Annotated in this window: 13 protein-coding genes; 3 read left to right on the top strand and 10 right to left on the bottom strand. The window is 64.5% G+C overall.

Going from position 1 to position 13,715, the window contains the following annotated elements:
• Positions 1–2: 2 nt before the first annotated feature.
• The 3 genes from C8N34_RS07375 to C8N34_RS07365 all read right to left on the bottom strand — a co-directional run bounded on the left by C8N34_RS07375 (position 3) and on the right by C8N34_RS07365 (position 2,916).
• Positions 3–1,133, bottom strand: a complete 1,131-nt coding sequence (locus tag C8N34_RS07375; protein WP_229825800.1) for a hypothetical protein — start codon at positions 1,131–1,133, stop codon at positions 3–5.
• Positions 1,134–2,207, bottom strand: coding sequence for a hypothetical protein (locus C8N34_RS07370; RefSeq protein ID WP_108128378.1), 1,074 nt, complete (start codon positions 2,205–2,207; stop codon positions 1,134–1,136). It abuts the gene before it with no gap.
• A 130-nt stretch (positions 2,208–2,337) separates the two neighbouring features.
• Positions 2,338–2,916, bottom strand: a complete 579-nt coding sequence (locus tag C8N34_RS07365) for a cyclase family protein (protein WP_108128377.1) — start codon at positions 2,914–2,916, stop codon at positions 2,338–2,340.
• A 36-nt stretch (positions 2,917–2,952) separates the two neighbouring features.
• Between C8N34_RS07365 and C8N34_RS07360 the strand changes: the two genes are divergently transcribed.
• Complete coding sequence (locus C8N34_RS07360) at positions 2,953–4,248, top strand: acetylornithine deacetylase/succinyl-diaminopimelate desuccinylase family protein (protein WP_170120540.1); 1,296 nt, start codon at positions 2,953–2,955, stop codon at positions 4,246–4,248.
• 39 nt (positions 4,249–4,287) lie between these two features.
• Positions 4,288–5,244, top strand: a complete 957-nt coding sequence (gene hemC / locus C8N34_RS07355; protein ID WP_108128562.1) for a hydroxymethylbilane synthase — start codon at positions 4,288–4,290, stop codon at positions 5,242–5,244.
• 71 nt (positions 5,245–5,315) lie between these two features.
• On the opposite strand, the gene ccoS is transcribed toward hemC, so the two are convergent.
• The 7 genes from ccoS to C8N34_RS07320 form a co-directional block, all read right to left on the bottom strand.
• Positions 5,316–5,474 carry a cbb3-type cytochrome oxidase assembly protein CcoS gene (gene ccoS, locus C8N34_RS07350; protein ID WP_108128375.1) on the bottom strand — a complete coding sequence of 53 codons (159 nt, stop codon included), beginning with the start codon at positions 5,472–5,474 and terminating at the stop codon, positions 5,316–5,318.
• Positions 5,475–5,481: 7 nt separating this feature from the next.
• Positions 5,482–7,701, bottom strand: a complete 2,220-nt coding sequence (locus C8N34_RS07345; RefSeq protein WP_108128374.1) for a heavy metal translocating P-type ATPase — start codon at positions 7,699–7,701, stop codon at positions 5,482–5,484.
• A gap of 3 nt (positions 7,702–7,704) precedes the next feature.
• Positions 7,705–8,160, bottom strand: coding sequence for a FixH family protein (locus C8N34_RS07340; RefSeq protein WP_108128373.1), 456 nt, complete (start codon positions 8,158–8,160; stop codon positions 7,705–7,707).
• A gap of 1 nt (position 8,161) precedes the next feature.
• Positions 8,162–9,583, bottom strand: a complete 1,422-nt coding sequence (ccoG, locus tag C8N34_RS07335; protein ID WP_108128372.1) for a cytochrome c oxidase accessory protein CcoG — start codon at positions 9,581–9,583, stop codon at positions 8,162–8,164.
• A gap of 750 nt (positions 9,584–10,333) precedes the next feature.
• Positions 10,334–11,191 carry a sigma-70 family RNA polymerase sigma factor gene (locus C8N34_RS07330; protein ID WP_108128561.1) on the bottom strand — a complete coding sequence of 286 codons (858 nt, stop codon included), beginning with the start codon at positions 11,189–11,191 and terminating at the stop codon, positions 10,334–10,336.
• A complete protein-coding gene (locus C8N34_RS07325) occupies positions 11,181–11,642 on the bottom strand; it encodes a carboxymuconolactone decarboxylase family protein (RefSeq protein WP_229825801.1) in 462 nt (153 codons plus the stop codon). The genes C8N34_RS07330 and C8N34_RS07325 overlap by 11 nt, the downstream gene beginning before the upstream one ends.
• Before the next feature lie 1,400 nt (positions 11,643–13,042).
• Complete coding sequence (locus C8N34_RS07320; protein ID WP_199750757.1) at positions 13,043–13,285, bottom strand: helix-turn-helix domain-containing protein; 243 nt, start codon at positions 13,283–13,285, stop codon at positions 13,043–13,045.
• A gap of 79 nt (positions 13,286–13,364) precedes the next feature.
• Here C8N34_RS07320 and C8N34_RS07315 point away from each other — a divergent pair, with 79 nt between their 5' ends.
• On the top strand, positions 13,365–13,694 hold the full coding sequence (locus C8N34_RS07315; RefSeq protein WP_108128371.1) for a hypothetical protein: 330 nt from the start codon (positions 13,365–13,367) through the stop codon (positions 13,692–13,694).
• The last annotated feature ends 21 nt before the right edge of the window (positions 13,695–13,715 follow it).

The raw sequence follows: 13,715 nt of genomic DNA, 5'->3' as shown, positions 1-13,715 counted from the left end.
TTCTACCTCGCGGGAATGAGGCGCCCGCCGGCACCCACAACGAATTTACGGATATTGGCGAAACCGGGCGGGTTCAGCTCGGCCAGCGCCTGATAGGGGCGTTCCGGCAGGATCATCATGCGTTCCAGCCGCGTGGCGCCGGTCTCACCGCCGTTCACCGGATCCAGCCGCCAGACCTGCCGTAAAGCGGTGGAAAACCAGCCGTCCTTCACCTCTTCCTCACGGTCCGAGAGCAGATCTTCGATGGTCCAGACCAGCGCCCAATCCTCGCCCGTCGGGGCCATGGCATTGGCGAGCACCTCGGCGATGGGGCCGGATTGCAGGGTGAAGCTGTGCGAATACATCGGCCCCAGCGTGATCCGCCGCAGCCGCCGGGGGTAAAGATCGGCGAAGTCGCGGTCGAATCCCATGGCAATGGTCACGAGCTTCAGCCCCGCCAGAGATTGCGCCATCAGATGCGCCTGCGCCTGCGGCCAGCGGCGGTCATCGGTCGGAAAGGGGCGGCGGCCGGTATCCTCCACCTCCAGCAGATAAACCGCGGGCAGGTTGGTTTGCGTGTCGTAAACCGCCCAATGCACCAGAAAGCGCCGCCGGTCGCCCACATCGGCCACCCATTGCGCATCGGGGTCGTTGCGCGCCTGAAACAGCCCGCCCGCCTTCAGCGCCTCGTAATAAAGCCGCTGCGACAGCGCGAATTGCAACTGCGTCGGCACCGTCAGATCACCGACGATCTGGCGCACCATCCGGTCTTTCAGCTCCGCCTCCGCCGCCATACCCGCCAGATGCTGCACGGCATGCTGCGCATCCACCGCCATCAGCATCAGTTCCTGCGCGATGGGAAAGCCGCTTTCATGCCGGTCAAAGGTCGGCGCACCGGGCAGCGCGCCCTCCAGCCGCCCGGTCATCAGATATTTGTGGCTGAGCGCGCGGAAGGTCGCCGCGAGCCGCTGCACATAGCCGCCGATTACCCGCGCCTCCAGCCGACCCAGACGCCCCTCGGCCTCCAGTTCCGCCGCGACCCGACCCAGATGGCCGGTGATCGCGTCGAACTTGGCGAAATACCGCCGCGCCAGCAGGCCGTCAGACAGCGTGGCGTGATCGTCGGTCAGCGCCTCTTTCACCGTATCGGACACTTATTCGCCATACTGGTTCTTGTCGTGTTTCTCGACGATCTTGGCAAAGCGCCGCGCAAAGCGTTCGTCAGCCTTGGCCTTCGCCTCCAGCACCTGCCGCGCAAAGACCATATGGCCCTCGTGCGCCTCCAGCATGTCGGCCATGCGCTGATTTGTGGCGGTGCCGATGGCGGCCATGGCGGCCTGCGCCTCCTGGTCGGTCTTGACGCCGATCTCGTTGATCCGGTGCGCAACATCCTGCTGCTGCGCTGTTTTCAGTGAGGACGTCAGCGCGTCATACAGCACCACTCGCTGACGGGTGTCGGTTTGCAGCTTGTTGATCAGCACCATCTGCGTCGCCGCCTGGTTCTGCAAACTGTCGACCCAGGTCTTGCCCTTCTCGATATAACGCTCAAGCGTCTGGCTTTTCGCCAGCTTCACCTGTTCATCCTGCACCAGCGCATTGTATTCGGCGTTCAGCGTCGCAAGATCGGTTTCCAGCTTGGTGCGCGCGGCGGCGTCCTGTTCAACCGCGATCTTGTTTTCCAGTTCGATGATCTGCGGGTCCATGGCGGCAACGCGGGTGCGCACGGCCTCCAGCTCGGCCACGGTGGTTTCACGCTCGTCGAGCGTGCTGACGAGGTTTGCCTCCACCTTGGTTTTCTGGCCGTTCAGCAGGTCAAGCTGCCCTTGCAGCAGCTTCACGATCACATCGGATTTCGAGATCAGATCCTGCAACTTGCTGTCGATCGAGGCGGTGCGCAGGCGTTCCTGCCGCATCGCTTCGGATTTGGAGCCCGAGAAGAAGCCTACCACGCTTTCCATGGTGGTTTTCGACCGCAGTTCGTTGAAATCTTCGGTGAAACCCGCCGTCACATCGTCCAGCCCCATGATCAGCTCGGCGATATTGGCGTTCATCAGGTCGGTGTGTTTGTGAACATCCTCCAGCGTCGCATTCTCGATGTCGATGGAAGCGTCGCCCTGCGACAGGTTCTGACGCGCGGTTTCGATCCGGGTTGTGATGGCGGCAATCTTTTCCTGAGCCTCTGCGATCTGCTTCTGGCTTTCGGCGATCTGGGCATCAAACGTGGCCATCGGGCTCCTCCAAGTGAATCTCGTTTACATATGTGCGGGTCACAGGCACCTTACCAGAACCGCGCGCGGAAAAATTGCGTCGCGGCCTGACACGCTTACCGCCCAAGCCTGCGCCAGCCGCAAGGGAAAATCAACGCAGCTCATCACCACGCGCCAGAACGCGACAGGGCGATCCGCCGGTGCCGACCAGACGCAGGGGAAGCGCGATGATCTCGCCCCGGTCAGGCAACTGCGCCACGGCCACCTCATCCAGATCCTCGACCAGATAGACCCCGGCTCGGGCCAGCGCCCGATGCAGGAACAAGGGTTCCTCCCCCGTCACCTGCAACCCGCCCGCCATGACCCAGACCGGAAAGCCCAGCGCCAGTGCCGCGTCGAACCCGGCCCGCGTGACCGGCCCTGCCGTGCCATCGACGAACAGCAGCGTCGCGTCGCCCCGCTCCGGCACCTGCCCCGGTCGCAGCGTGACATATCGCCCGACCAGCGCGGAAACCGGCAGCGCCTCCAGCGTGGCGCCGCCTTCAGCCATATGGGCAGGGGCGTCGATATGGGTGCCGCATTGCGTGCCGAGCGCGAGCCGCTGCACCGCATAGCCCTGCCCGGCGATGTCGCACCATGATTCAACGCTGAACGGTGGGTCGGAATAGCCCGGCTCCGCATAAACCGTCAGCGTTTCATCCATCGGGCGGGTAAGGTCGATCCAGTCCATTGCCGAACGCTAGGCCCCGTCCCTATGATCCGCAAAATGGAACCTGATCTGCACCCCCGCCTCGCCGCCGAAATCGCCGCCCGTCGCGATGACCTGATCGCGCTGACGCAGGATCTGATCCGCATTCCCACGCTGAACCCGCCGGGTCGGCATTACCGCGAGATCTGCGATTACCTGTCCGACCGGCTGTCGGCGCGCGGCTTCGTCACCGCGCTGGTGCGGGCCGAGGGCGCACCGGGCGACAGCGAGACATGGCCGCGCTGGAACATGGTGGCGCGGCGGGAAGGCAGCGCACCCGGCGACTGCGTGCATTTCAACAGCCATCACGATGTGGTGGAGGTCGGCCATGGCTGGACCCGCGAGCCCTTTGGCGGGGAGCTCGACGGGGACCGCATCTATGGCCGGGGCGCCTGCGACATGAAGGGCGGCCTTGCCGCCAGCATCATCGCGGCCGAAGCCTTCATCGCCACCTGCCCCGATTTCTCCGGCGCCATCGAAATCAGCGCCACGGCAGACGAGGAATCCGGCGGCTATGGCGGTGTCGCCTACCTTGCCGGACAGGGCTGGTTCGACCCCGACCGCGTGCAGCACGTCATCATCCCCGAACCCCTGCACAAGGACCGCATCTGTCTGGGCCATCGCGGCGTCTGGTGGGCCGAGGTGGAAACCAAGGGCCGCATCGCCCATGGCTCCATGCCCTTCCTCGGCGACAGCGCCATCCGCCACATGGGCGCGGTGCTGGAGGAGATCGAGCATCGCCTCTATCCCCACCTCTCCACCAAGCGCACCGCCATGCCGGTGGTGCCCGAGGGCGCCCGGCAATCGACACTGAACATCAATTCGATCCACGGCGGCGAGGCCGAGGCCGAACCCGGCTTCACCGGCCTGCCCGCGCCCTGCGTCGCCGACCGCTGCCGCATCGTGCTCGACCGCCGTTTCCTGATCGAGGAAGCCCTGCCCGAGGTGAAGGCTGAGATGACGAGCCTGCTCGACGGGTTGAAATCCAGTCGCCCCGGCTTCGATTACACCATCCGCGACCTGTTCGAGGTGCAGCCCACCATGACCGAACGCGCCGCCCCGGTGGTGCGGTCTACAGCCGCCGCCATCGAAAAAGTGCTGGGCCAGGTCGCCGATTACGTCGTCTCGCCGGGCACCTATGACCAGAAGCATATTGACCGCATCGGAAGGCTGAAGAACTGCATCGCCTACGGGCCGGGCCTGCTGCATCTGGCGCATCAGCCTGACGAATGGGTCGGTATGCAGGACATGCAGGACAGCGCCCTTGTCATGGCGCTGGTTCTGGCGGATCTGCTGGCCCCTGCGGCGCGCTGACCGTTGCAAGGCAGGCGCCGCAAGGCTATGCCGATGGGCATGACGCTCGCACTCCCCACCCCCGCCGAACCGCTGAAGATCGGCACCCGCGGCTCGCCGCTGGCGCTGGCTCAGGCCCATGAGACGCGCGACCGGCTGATGGCCGCCTTCGGTCTGCCCGAAGACGCCTTCCGCATCGTGATCATCAAGACGACCGGCGACGACTCGGTGCTGATCGCCGCTGACCGCCCGCTGAAAGAGATCGGCAACAAGGGCCTCTTCACCAAGGAAATCGAAGAGGCACTCTTGTCCGGGGGCATCGACATCGCGGTCCATTCGATGAAGGACATGCCGGTGGCGCAGCCCGGGGGGCTGATCCTTGATTGCTACCTCCCGCGGGAGGATGTGCGCGATGCCTTCGTCTCCGCCACCGCCACCGGCATCGCCGACCTGCCGCAGGGTGCCCGAGTCGGCTCCTCCAGCCTGCGCCGCCGCGCACAGTTGAAAGCGCGCCGCCCGGATCTGGAGGTGGTGGAGTTTCGCGGCAACGTCCAGACCCGGATGAAGAAGCTGGCCGATGGCGTGGCCTCGGCCACGTTCCTTGCCATGGCCGGGCTGAACCGGCTGGGCATGGCGCATGTCGCCCGCTCCGCCATCGAACCCGAAGACATGCTGCCCGCCGTCGCGCAGGGCGCCATCGGTGTGGAGCGACGCCTGAACGATCCACGCACCGAGGCGATGCTCGCCGCGCTGCATCACACGCCCACTGGCCTGCGCCTTGCTGCCGAGCGTGCCTATCTGGCGGCGCTGGATGGGTCTTGCGAAACCCCCATCGCCGGGCTTGCGCTGCTGGACGGCCGCGACCTCTGGTTGCGCGGCGAGATTCTGCGCCCCGACGGTTCCGAAACCATCACCGGCGACATTCGCGGCCCCGCCAGCGATGGCACTGCGCTTGGCCGCCAACTGGCTGCCGACCTGCTGGCGCAAGCCCCGAAAGACTTCTTCGCCTGGCGCTGAGCCTTACCTTGGCAAAATATCCTCGGGGGGTGCCCCGCAGGGGCAAGGGGGCAGACAACCCCCCTTCGACATTACTGCTTGGGGCGGTCGTCGTAATCCTTGGTCAGAATGCGGTTCGCATCGCCCTGCGGATCGTCAAACTGCCCCTTCTTCAACGCCCAGAAGAAGGCCACCAGCCCGACCCCGCCCATGAACAGCGAGATCGGAATCAGAAACGTCAGGATACCCATTCCAGCCTCATTTCAGCCGCAGCGCATTCAGCGTCACGGATATGGATGACAGCGACATCGCCAGCGCCGCCGCCAGCGGCGTGGCCAGCCCCACCAGTGCCAGCGGCACAGCCACCACGTTGTAAAGCGCGGAAATACTGAAATTCTCGCGGATGCGCCGGGTCGATTGCCGCGCGATCCGGGTCGCATCGGCAATCGGTGCCATATCCTGCCCCAGCAGCACGATGTCCGAGGCAGTACGCGCCGCATCCAGCGCAGTCGCGGGCGAGATCGACACATCTGCCGCCGTCAGCGCGGCAGTATCGTTCAGCCCGTCCCCGACCATCAGCACCTTGTGCCCCGCAGCAGTCAGCGCCGCGACCTCTGCCGCCTTTTCGGCAGGCAGCGCGCCTGCCGTCCAGTGACGGATCCCCAGACGCCCGGCAAGATCGGCCACCGCCCCTTCGGCATCACCGGAGATCAGCCGGATGTCCTTGCCCTGCGCCTGCAAGGCGGCCACCGCCTCGGCGGCACCCGGCCGCAGCCGGTCGGCAAAGGTAAAGGCGCGCGGGCTGCCTTCGCCGGTGCAAAGATAAGTCGCGGTCACCGGCAGGGCCTCGGCCGCGCACCAGCCGGCGCGGCCCAACCGCACCCGGCGGCCGCGCCATTGCCCCTCGACGCCATAGCCCGGCACCTCGCGCAAATCGGATACCTGCGCCGGATGCAGCCCTGCCGCGCGCCCCGCCTGCGCCAGCGATTGCGCCAGCGGATGCGCCGAAGCCCCGGCCAGCGCCATCGCCACCTCGGCGGCCTGACGCGGATGCTCGCCCAGATTGGTCAGCTCCGGCACGCCCAGCGTCAGCGTCCCGGTCTTGTCGAAGACGACGGTATCCACCTCGGCCAGACGCTCCAGCGCGGTGCCGTCTTTGATCAGCAGACCCTTGCGGAACAGCTTGCCCGAGGCCGCAGTCACCACCGCAGGCACCGCCAGCCCCAGCGCACAGGGGCAAGTGATGATCAGCACGGCAGCAGAGATATTGACCGCATAGCGCAGGTCACCCCCGGTTTTCCACATCCAGAACCCGAAGGCGGAAAAGCTGAGCAGATGGACCAGCGGCGAATAGGCGCGCGCCGCGCGTTCGGCAAGGCTGGTGTAGCGGGTCTTGGCCGCCTCGGCCACCGCGACCAGATCGGCCATGCGATGCAGGCTGGAATCCTTGCCCGCCGCCGTGACGCGCAGGGTCAGCGGACCTGTCAGGTTGACCTCGCCCGCACTGACCACGGTATCAGGCCCAGCCCAGACCGGCAGACTTTCCCCGGTCAGCAGCGAGCGGTCCAGCTCCGACGTGCCCTCGACGATCACCCCGTCCACCGGCATCCGGCCACCGGGGCGCACCCGCACCAGTTCATCCACCGCAATCTCGGAAATGGCGACCGCCACTTCCTCGCCCTCGCGCACTACGGTGGCACGGGGCACTTCCAGCGCCGCAAGCTCCTCTGCCGCCGACCGCGCCACTGCGCGGGTGCGGTGATCAAGATAGCGCCCGGCGAGCAGGAAGAACGCCAGCATCACCGCCGCATCGAAATAAGCGTGATGCCCGGACTTCATCGTCTCGAAGACCGAAATCGCCGAAGCGAGGATCAGCGCGAGGCTGATCGGAACATCCATTCCCAGTCGCCCGACACGCAGTGAGGCCCAGGCGGATTTGAAAAACGGCTGACCGGCAAAGACCACTGTCGGCAGGGCAATAGCCCCGGAAATCCAGTGGAACATGTCGCGCGTCGCATCTTCGGCGCCCGACCACACGGCAACCGACAGAAGCATGACGTTCATCATGGAAAAGCCGGCAACACCCAGCCGCATCAGCAGATCGCGGCCCTGCTTGTCGGTCTCGGTCGCGCTCAGCAGGCCCGCGTCCAGTTCATGTGCCTCGTAGCCTGCGCCTTTCAGCGCGGCGATCAGGGGGGCGGCCTCAAGTGCGGGATCGGCATCGACGGACACCCGCTTCAGCGTCAGGTTCATCCGGGCCAAGCGGACGCCGGGCACATCCGCCAGCGCCTGTTCCACGGTCGAGATACAGGCCGCGCAATGAGCCATCGGCACCGAGAGCATCAGCCGCGCATCCTGCGGACCCGCCATCTGCGCCAGACGTTCCGCCGAAGGTGCAGCCACGCAGGCCGGACAGGCAGAAGGCGCCCCAAGGCCGGTGTCTTCCGGCCCCCGATCAATCCGTTGCGCCAGCGTCATGGCCTACCCCCGGATGAACAGATCAAGCCGTTGCCGGAACAGCGTGCCATCCTCGGCATGCGCCTCGACGTGCAGCATCCACTTGCCCGGCGCCAGATCGACGGCCGCCTTGTATACCCCGGCCTCGCGCACGAATGTCGGGGTCTGGTCGTCAGCCGCGGTCGTGGTGCGGCCGATCAGAACGTTCAGGTCGCGCACCGGCACCAACTGTCCCGAGGCATCGGTAAAGGTCAGATGCAGGCCCTCGCCGTTGCGATATTCGGGCACCAGCATCCAGCCCAGCGCCTCCTGCGCCTTGCGGTCACTGTCGAAGCTTTGCGAGGCGACATAAGAGTTCTGTACCTCCAGCCCTGGAAAGGTGCTGATCGCCTTGTAGGCCATCAGAACATTGACCGCGATGATGATGGCGAAGGCCCCGACGGTCACCACCAGCACCTGACGCCCTGTGATTTCTGCCATCTCAGTTGTCCTTCCCGTGGAACACGGTGTCATGGTGAACCCGCGTATCGCCGCCATCGGCGTCGTTGATCCAGAGCCGTACTTCGGTGCGTTCCTGCTGCGCCGCCTCGCTGCCCGGCTGGGCCTCAAGATACATGCGGACAGAGAGGGTGTCATTGGCAGGGACGCTCACCGTATCGCCATCCGTTCCCTCGATCCGAACGCGCAGATCGGCCTCCGACGTCACGCTGATCGCATAGTCGTGCGCCGCCCCCAGCTTGTTGCGCAGCCGCAGGTCATAGGCATTGCGAATCGTACCATCCGAGAGCGTGACATACAGCGGATTGCGGATCGGCGAGACGTTCACATCGATATCCGAGCGCATGAACAGCGCGACCAGCAGGGCCACACCCACACCCGCCCAAAGCGTCGTGTAAAGGATCGTGCGCGGGCGGAAGACGTGTTTCCACACCGATTTCGGCGGCTGACCCGCCCGCTCGCGGGTCTCGTCGGTCAGCGCCAGATACCCGATCAGATCGCGCGGCTTGCCGATCTTGTCCATGATCTCGTTGCAGGCATCAATGCAGAGACCACAGGTGATGCAGGCCAGTTGCTGTCCGTTGCGAATGTCGATTCCCATCGGGCAGACGTTGACGCAGGCCTTGCAGTCAATGCAGTCGCCGTTGCCCGCCACCCCCGGCTTGCCGCGCGGCTCACCCCGCCATTCGCGATACCCGATGGTAAGCGTGTCCTCGTCCATCATCGCGGCCTGGATGCGCGGCCAGGGGCAGGCATAGATGCAGACCTGTTCGCGGAAGAAACCGCCGAAGGCAAAGGTCGTCGCCGTCAGGATGAACAGCGTCGTATAGGCGATCGGATGCGCGTTGCCAGTCACCAGGTCGCGGGCCAGCGTCGGCGCATCGGTGAAATAGAAGATCCATGCCCCGCCCGTCGCCAGACCGATCAGCAGCCACAGCGTCCATTTCACCAGGCGCTTGCGGATTTTCTCGGCATCCCATTTCTGACGAAACAGCCGCAGCCGGGCGTTGCGGTCCCCCTCGACCCAGCGTTCGACAAGGATCATCAGATCGGTCCAGACCGTCTGCGGGCAGGCATAGCCGCACCAGACCCGCCCTGCGGCCGAGGTGAACAGGAACAAGCCCAGCCCCGCCATGATCAGCAGGCCCGCGACGAAATAGAATTCATGCGGCCAGATCTCGATCATGAAGAAGAAGAAGCGTCGGCCAGCCATATCCAGCAGGATCGCCTGATCCGGCAGTTCCGGTCCGCGATCCCAGCGAATCCAAGGCGCGAGGTAATAGGCCCCCAGCATCAGGGCCATGAGCCACCACTTCAGCGTGCGGAAATTGCCCTTGATCCGCTTTGGAAAGATGGGCTCGCGGGCGGCGTAAAGGCTGTGCGGCTCGGTATCGGGGCTGGTCACGGACGGAACTCCGGTTGGCTGTGTTGCGGCTGGTATCGGACGACAGACCCGTTGCCGCCTTGACCTGCATCAAACTCGCATCCGCAATGCAGCTAAACCATGCGTCATATCGCGCTATGGGGCAACCTGCCCGAGGTCGCTCAAGGGTTTGCAGTGCTCCCGCGCTTCCGGCTGGCGCGGAGCGCCGCCTTCCAGCGCCTCGGTTTTACCTCTCTCGACCATGGCATCGCCGTCGCAGGTCGCCAGAGGGCCGGCCCGTCGCCGCACGGCCTGAACGTCACGGGACCGGCAGCATCGCCCCACGACAACCGGATGTCCGTCCGGTCACGGCCAGCGGAGTTGGGTGTAACGGATGATAGTTGACACATAATTTTGCAGTCTTTTACTCGAAAGTTGCAGCAAGAGTGTTCGGAGATATCCGGGGGGCGGTCCCCAAGGCCGCGAGCGCGACTACCCCTTGTCGTCCATCTGACCTGCCAAATTTGCTGTACCGCGCACTAAGGTCCGCTTTCGGGAACGCGGCGAGGCAGCATCAGGCTTAGTGAATGACCGTCTAGGGCCGGGCCCCGCCCTTCGTGGCCAGTGGCCCGCGAAACTGCGGGTAGGTGCCTCGCAGCATGTTGCTCGGAGCCCTTTGCGGACCGTCAGAGCATGACTCATTTTAGTTTCGCTCTTCCGATGTCTCCTGTCATTCGATTGTTGCTGACAGCCGCATTTTCATGCCCGTGATCCGATATGCGTCGATCACAATCAATGCGGCAGCACCCCGGTCAGCTTGTCCGGGTTGCGGGTGATGTAGATCCGGTTGATACGGCCGTCCGTGATGTCCAGCGCCGTGGTTTGCAGAGAGCCGGCAATGCGGGAGATGAAGCCCGGCAATCCGTCGATCGTGGTTGTGCTCAGCAGTTCCATTTCCGCACCGAATTTGCGCGACAGGGCCGCGAACATGCGGGTGATCGCGGCCTCGCCCCGGATCACGTTCAGAACTGCATTCACCTTGCCACCACCATCGGCATGCAGCGTGGCACCTTCGGCCAGCATGGTGCCAAGTGCTGCCGCATCGCCGGTCTTGCAGGCGTCAAAGAAGGCCCGGGCCAGCGCCGTCCCGGTGTCGCGCGGCACGGTATAGCGTGGGCGGTCGATCTGCACATGCGCCCGCGCCCGGGCCGCCAGTTGCCGCGTGGCGGCGGGGGCACGGTCAATGGTACGGGCCACCTCATCCAGCGGTTGACCGAAAACATCGTGCAACAGGAAGGCCGCACGCTCCAGCGGCGACAAGCGCTCCAGCGCCACCATCAGCGACAGTGGCAGGTTGTCAGGGCGCAGCGCATCGTCGGGTTCTTCGATCAGCGGCTCGGGCAGCCAGGTGCCGGGATAGGTCTCGCGCCGCGCGCGGGCCGATTTCATCTGGTCGAGGCAAAGGCGCGACACGACCCGCGTCAGCCAGGCCGCCGGTTCTGCGACCTGACCATGATCGCCATTCTGCCAGCGCAGCCAGGCCTCCTGCACCATGTCCTCGGCCTCGGCATGGCTGCCCAGCATCCGGTAGGCCAGGCGCAGCAGCCGAGGCCGCTGCGCCTGAAAGATATCAACGGGATCAGGCCGCATGGGGGCGTTCGGCGGGCAGATCCAGCCCATGCGCCACGCTAAAGGCAATTTGGGTCCGGTTCCACAGGTTGATGCCGCTGATGGCAAAGGTCAGGAAGGCCAGCTCATCCGCATTGAATACCGCCGAGACCGCCTCCCAATCTGCATCCGTGGGATGCGCCGCGGCAACTGTGGTCAGCTTTTCCGTCCAGGCCAGCGCCGCCCGTTCGCGCGGCGTGAACAGCGTGCTGTCGCGCCAGCCTGCCACCATATGCAGCCGCAGATGGCTTTCGCCATCTTTCAGCGCGTCGGAGACATGCATCTGGATGCAGAAGGCGCAGCCGTTGATCTGGCTGGCGCGCAGTTTGACCAGATGCAGAAGCACATGGTCCAGCGGGCCCTTGCGCAGCTCGGTCTCGAAGGTGACAAGGCCGTTGAAGGCGCTGCCAATGCGTTTGAAATGGTCGGTCATGCGAGGTGTCATCGTCTATCTCCAGGTTGATCTGACACCGAGAAGACGAGACGGCCTAGGCTTTTGTGACATGGCACAGGCAATATTATTGCACAGGGTTCAGGCCGGACAGCCGGCCCACCTCTGGCTTGCTGTAGCGATTAACGGCAGCAAAGTCCTGCGTAGCCGCCATTATGGCCTAAGCTTTGCTGCGACGCCAGTCGAACGGCAGCTTTCGGGAACGCACTGATACTACACTCTGACACGTCGACCGGCAGCTCTGGGGCCGTTCCTGCCAAGCGATATGCGTTAACGCTACACTTTGATCGGCCCCGAATCTACAGCCTCTGTCGCACGCTGCAAGGGAGCAGGAAGTCAAAATCTGTTCCATGTTCAGCGGTCTTTCACAGTGGGGCTGTCAAAGGAAATATGTATAAATTTCATTATCATACCCAAACATGGAACAGCCGAAGCAAACTTGGCACCTGATTTCCATGTTCGGAACTGTCGCCCGATGGCGGTCTCTCGGCGCATATCCCCGATTCCGCCTTGTTTTCTTGGGCTTTCGGCCTTCTGGCACATAACGCCCGCCACGCCTTCAATTGGCCTTCAACGCCCCTTGAAGGGCCTTTTCACGACTTACTGCATGACAGCGCGCCGCAGCGTTGAAACCGGCCTGCGATCACTGCAACCCCCTGTTTTTCTTGACTTGCCCGAGGTTTTCCGGGGTCAGTTGGGATCTTCCGGGTTCATTGTAGGTGATAGCCCGCGCGGTGGCGGTGCTGCGGCGCTTGCAGCGCAATGGCTGGATCTGCCCGCATTGCGGCGACCCGGTGCCGCTCTGGCGCCGCGCCGATGCGGTGTTCTGTTCGCCGGGCTGCAAGAAACGCGCCAAGCGCGCCCGGCAAGCCCGAGGGGGTGGGTAAAAGTCTGGACCGGCAAGGAAGGGGACCGGGGGGCTTCATGCAGGGCGTTTGCTAACACAGTTTTTTGGACCGGACGCAGCGCAGCACCGATTTATTGGACATCATCACGCGAGGCAGCCACACCGATTCAGGTGAGGCCATAACGCGAGGTCGCACCGATTTATCGGTGGTCGTGACGCGAGGCCCGGCGCCGCGCTTTCACGGGAACAGGCTGAACCCTTGGACGTGAAAAGCGCAATTCACGCGCGCGCAGGCGCGCGATTGGTGACATAAAATAGGCGCCGATAGGCGAAGAACAGGACGGGCGGCTGGCCCTGCGCGGGTAGTTTCCTCCCCCGGCCTTTCGCTATGCGGGGCAGCGAAGCGCCCGGCGCCGCAGCCGCTAAACCTGCGACGAAGCCTAAACTAAACGCCCGAGGTAAAACGGCGGCACCCCGATCTGCGAACCGGGGGGCGGGCTGTTCCCCTCTCCCGAAAAAATCCGGGGGCTGCCCGTCATTCCTTGCCGCCCAGCGCGGCCCCCGGCCCGGCGGCAACCTGCCCGGCTTCGAGGAACTGGACGCCTTGGGCTTCGAGGGCCTTGCGGATGGCTTCATGCGTCTGGCCGTAACCGGCAAGCGGGCCGTTTTTGCTTTCAAGCCTCTGGATTGTCGCCCAGCCGATCCCGCTGGCATCTGCCAATTCCCGCGCCGACCATTTCAAGAGCGCGCGCGCAGCCCTGATCTGTTCCCCTGTCATGTGCAAACCTGATATAATTTATATTGATCATAGATCGGCCCATGGATAGTATAATTTATATCAACCCGAGGGGCTAGCCATGGCCATTGACCGCGCCGCACTGTTCCGCCTCGCATGGACCTGGGCCAAGCAAGACCTGTGGAGCGTCCGCGCCCCGGCTTCCCGGCTGCGCGCCTTCTTCAAGGTATCGTTGGCACAGGCATGGCGGGAGATGAAGCGCCGGGCTGCGGCCCGCGCCGCCGCGATTGCCCCCGCAGCCAATGCCCGCCCGGTGGAAGTTGTCCGGGCCGAGATCTGGGCCTTCGAGTGCAAGGACAGCATTCGCGGCGCCGACTGGCTCTGTTGCACAAATCGGGTTATGGCCGAGGTTCCCCTTTCCCCGGACGGACTTATCCCACAGCTTCCGTGACGGGTATGCCGAGCGCGGTGT

The organism is Gemmobacter caeni, assembly GCF_003054195.1.
GTDB lineage: Bacteria > Pseudomonadota > Alphaproteobacteria > Rhodobacterales > Rhodobacteraceae > Gemmobacter > Gemmobacter caeni.
The sequence above is the reverse complement of the archived record's forward strand: the minus strand, read 5'-3'. Positions and strand labels throughout refer to the sequence as shown.

Coding starts and splice junctions, on each gene's coding strand:
- C8N34_RS07370 (WP_108128378.1), bottom strand. CDS start 2,207: ATGGCCACGTTTGATGCCCAGATCGCCGAAAGCCAGAAGCAGATCGCA.
- C8N34_RS07365 (WP_108128377.1), bottom strand. CDS start 2,916: ATGGACTGGATCGACCTTACCCGCCCGATGGATGAAACGCTGACGGTT.
- C8N34_RS07360 (WP_170120540.1), top strand. CDS start 2,953: ATGGAACCTGATCTGCACCCCCGCCTCGCCGCCGAAATCGCCGCCCGT.
- hemC (WP_108128562.1), top strand. CDS start 4,288: ATGACGCTCGCACTCCCCACCCCCGCCGAACCGCTGAAGATCGGCACC.
- ccoS (WP_108128375.1), bottom strand. CDS start 5,474: ATGGGTATCCTGACGTTTCTGATTCCGATCTCGCTGTTCATGGGCGGG.
- C8N34_RS07345 (WP_108128374.1), bottom strand. CDS start 7,701: ATGACGCTGGCGCAACGGATTGATCGGGGGCCGGAAGACACCGGCCTT.
- C8N34_RS07340 (WP_108128373.1), bottom strand. CDS start 8,160: ATGGCAGAAATCACAGGGCGTCAGGTGCTGGTGGTGACCGTCGGGGCC.
- C8N34_RS07330 (WP_108128561.1), bottom strand. CDS start 11,191: ATGCGGCCTGATCCCGTTGATATCTTTCAGGCGCAGCGGCCTCGGCTG.
- C8N34_RS07325 (WP_229825801.1), bottom strand. CDS start 11,642: ATGACCGACCATTTCAAACGCATTGGCAGCGCCTTCAACGGCCTTGTC.
- C8N34_RS07320 (WP_199750757.1), bottom strand. CDS start 13,285: ATGACAGGGGAACAGATCAGGGCTGCGCGCGCGCTCTTGAAATGGTCG.
- C8N34_RS07315 (WP_108128371.1), top strand. CDS start 13,365: ATGGCCATTGACCGCGCCGCACTGTTCCGCCTCGCATGGACCTGGGCC.